The organism is Arthrobacter sp. HMWF013, from assembly GCF_003061105.1.
Classification (GTDB): domain Bacteria; phylum Actinomycetota; class Actinomycetes; order Actinomycetales; family Micrococcaceae; genus Arthrobacter.
In genome coordinates this window covers 1-2790 of sequence record NZ_QAIQ01000274.1, presented here as the reverse complement: position 1 = coordinate 2790, position 2790 = coordinate 1, and the positions used below count along the sequence as shown (strand labels likewise).

1 protein-coding gene and 1 pseudogene are annotated in these 2790 nt (G+C 59.9%); one reads left to right on the top strand and one right to left on the bottom strand.

What is annotated here, in order from left to right; all coding sequences use genetic code 11:
• Window positions 1-430: pseudogene (locus DBR22_RS23830) on the top strand (hypothetical protein); the annotation flags it as partial.
• Between the two features lie 384 nt (window positions 431-814).
• On the opposite strand, the gene DBR22_RS10880 reads toward DBR22_RS23830, so the two are convergent.
• Window positions 815-1318, bottom strand: a complete 504-nt coding sequence (locus DBR22_RS10880) for an HNH endonuclease (RefSeq protein WP_108599030.1) — start codon at window positions 1316-1318, stop codon at window positions 815-817.
• Between the last annotated feature and the right edge of the window lie 1472 nt (window positions 1319-2790).

The following is a 2790-nucleotide window of genomic DNA, read 5'->3' as shown; positions in this document are numbered from 1 at the left end:
CCCGGTCGCGCCGTACGTTCCACCGGTCCAAGCCCCGGCACCGGCGGCACCTGCTATCGTTCCGGCTGCCCCGGTCCAGGGCCAGTACACCGCCCCGCAAAACAATCCGGGACCACAGGGCGGCGCTGCACCTGTTGTCCCTGCCGCTGGAGAGCAGGCGGTTGCTCCGGTGGAGACGGCCCAGCCCGAGGTTCAGGCTGCCGAGACCGCGATTGTTGTTAGGCCGGGGTCAACGGCCACAGCAGCACCGACAGCTTCCGCTGAGGCTGGTGCTTCCGGAAACCCGACGCCGGCCGCGGTAGGAAGCGAGCAGGTTTCATCCGCCGAGGGAACTGCAGCCGGGTTCATCGCCGGAAGCCTCGGTGTCCTGGTTATCGCTGCTGCACTCCTGTATTGGTGGAAGGGCCGGGCCCACACCTTGCGACGCTGACCGAGGCAACCTCTCCATTGAAAAATACCCGGATAAGTCGGAGAAAGACGAGACTGGAGTACTTCGGACTCTGAATGACGGCACACACTTATTTTCTTTCCGTGGGTACTGAGATTTCCGGTGATTTTTGTCGGCCTAATTAGCCGGAGCCGAATGGACAAGGCTCGGTTCCGGCCGTCAATTCTCCGTCCAGCACGAGGTCCAGGGTGATCAGGCAGCACGGCTCGGTCCGGCAGGATCTTCCGAGAACTTCGCAACTTGCTTCATATCTGGAGTTCAGGTGTGGCGTTATACCCCTTCCGCTCAACTGGTCGTAGAAAGGTCGGAAGGAGCGCGGCCGGCGAACCCGTAAGTGCGCCCGATGTCGCCGCGAGCCCGTATTGGTCATAGCGCATCCCAGTTTTCGTTTAGTGGCCTGGGAAGTTTGGCGAGCAGGACGTGGCCAGGATCAACAGCGTTTAGGGCTTTTTCCAAGTCTGATATTCGTCTCAAATAGGCCTGGCGTTCAAGCATCTCTATCGTGTTTTCCAAGTGGGACACTGCCACGAGGTGGCGGGGGTTGATGCATAAACGCACGCCGCACTTGTGGTGGACGCTTAGCCAGCCCAGCTCCTCTGTAAAGGACCGTGCTGCTTCCCACGAGACACGGTGCGCGAGCTTGTTTGTCTTCCCTCGGCCGATGAACCCATAGCCCGACCGCGTCGCGCCATTCCAGATCCAGCAACCCTCCGGCGCTTCAAGGTCGATGTCACACCGACTCTTCAGGATCTCCATGACGGCGGGGCCGTCACACTGGATGATGGACTGGCGCAGGGAGCCAAGCCGGCCGAACCAGCCAGCCTTGCCCGAGCGGGAATAGTGCGCGTAAAAATCATCAGCCGTCGTCATAGCGCCATGGTAGGGACCGGCACTGACATTGCGATCCGGTAGGTAACCACAGGACGTGTGACGACTCCTACCCAATGACCTGGCCCATCGTGGGGGACATTGTCGTCGCGACTTCAACCGAGAGCTTGTCGAGAATGACACAGGTATACCCAACACCGCTGGCTCGTGTACTGATAATGACTGCTTTCCCGAGCAAGAAGCGCGGGCGTAAAGTCTCCGACAGCCGTCACGCGGGCCTGTGCATAGTTCTAAGCGTGACCACCACAAATAAGACGCCACACGGCACCAGCAGAGGATTTCCGCACCAACTCTTAACGGATTTTCGGAGACGTTGGCTCTTTGGGTTTAGACGTCTCGGCTTGAGCGCCCGTATCCAAGCCATCTCTTCGCCCAGCGCGCGCAAACGGAACTGTCGATGTACAGAAGTTTCAGTAACCCATTTGGGCCAGTGTGGCTTAGTGGTCGCCGTACCGGCGTCCAGCGCAAGCCGGTTCGGTTTGGGCTGTGGCAGCGAATGGTCGCCGGGATTCCCTCGGGGTGGCATGAAGAAAAGTTGCTCACGCCATAGTGCGTTGCGACGAAGAAACCTTGTCAGGCATGCCTGGACTCCCGGCACTCTTCCGGCGGTTCAGGCCTGGTGCTGTCGTTTCCCAACTATTCCGCCAAGGGTGGATTAGCGGCGATGAGCATTTACGAAACCGTTGCTGTGGTCATCGCATCGTAGCCACGGTAGTCGGGTAGATTGCGGATTTCTTCGTCGGCGCCCAAGTCTGGAAGGGGCCACGGGGCTCCAGGTGGGCCCGGACCTGACTGGGCAGCCTCTCGTAACCGTCGAATCGTGTTCCCTATTAGCTCCAAAGTACACGCCCAGATTACGCTGCAACACTTCATCAAGGACACGGGGCCCGGTTCCGGTACGCACGTATACCCAACGGGGACGTGAGAGGGGGAGTACGCTTCCTGCATGGCTCAGATTGAGGGCCCAAAAGCCGGCCGCCCCGACGGAACTCCTCGCGGGCGGCTCCGTGGACAAATACGCTGGCCTCACCATCGATAGCAAGGATAGAGACGCCTCGATCGGGCGGAGTTCGATGACAATGACGCAGCTTGTGTCCTCACCGAGCTGGCTGTGCTGACCATCCATATCCCAGACTGATGTCGGCTTGGAGATGGATGCCGCCAGGCTGCATTCGCGGGAAGGGTCAGAGCATGGTGGGCGTACCACGGGGTCGGTGTCATGACGCTGATCCTCACAGAACCCAAGGAGAAGTAGTCGGTCCTGATCCGGTGGCACCCTGACGGAGTTCACCGGGCCCTGAGGGTTCCGCAGCCATTTCTGCGGAGGCGACACCCGTCGGTGGTGACCGCGAATAGAGGTACGCATGACTAGACCGACCGACCGAACGCCCTTGGACCACGACGAAGCCGACACAGAAAGAGAAACTGACATAGAAAGATACGACGGGTTCGAC

Bases quoted from the DNA above. Each gene is read 5' to 3' on its own strand.
- DBR22_RS10880 (WP_108599030.1), bottom strand. From the start codon at position 1,318: ATGACGACGGCTGATGATTTTTACGCGCACTATTCCCGCTCGGGCAAG.